Source organism: Spiroplasma endosymbiont of Lariophagus distinguendus (assembly GCF_023846195.1).
In the GTDB taxonomy this organism is placed as follows: Bacteria; Bacillota_I; Bacilli_A; order Mycoplasmatales; family VBWQ01; genus Spiroplasma_E.
In genome coordinates this window covers 1-504 of the sequence record NZ_JALMUW010000196.1, presented here as the reverse complement: position 1 = coordinate 504, position 504 = coordinate 1, and the positions used below count along the sequence as shown (strand labels likewise).

1 protein-coding gene is annotated in these 504 nt (G+C 24.6%); it reads left to right on the top strand.

The genetic code is table 4. From position 1 onward, the window contains the following. A partial coding sequence (locus M0D11_RS07580; RefSeq protein ID WP_252321186.1) for a hypothetical protein occupies positions 1-504 on the top strand: 504 nt, incomplete at both ends.

Sequence of the window (504 nt, the reverse complement as noted above, 5' to 3'; positions counted from 1 at the left end):
ATGAATATTTTGATGAAAAATTACAAAAATTAGTTCGTGTTTGTTTAGTTGATGAAAAAATGGAACTTCCAAAATATAAAAGAATTGGTGAAGATATCGAAGATACTATTATTGAAAATTTTGCTGATGGAAAAAGATATCGTGATATTTGTGCGATTTGTAAACAGGCAGGTATTAGTCTTAGTAGCGTTCATAGAGTTTTTAAAAATTTAAAAATAAATGAAGCAAATCCAGTAAAAGTAAAATTGGAAAAAAATCAACCTATTTTTGTAGCAATTGATGATGGACATCGAAAATTTTGAGATTTTAAACGTAAAGGTACAAAATACTCTATGAGATTAATAGTAACATATACAGATAATATTAATCATAAAGTACAAAATAAAAGAGTAAAAGCAATTATAAGAAAAACAAGAACTCCAATTGGAGTTAAAAAAACTGCTGAATTTGTTAAAGACCATTGTCAAAAATTTTATGAAAATATTGAACAAGCAAAAATTATTA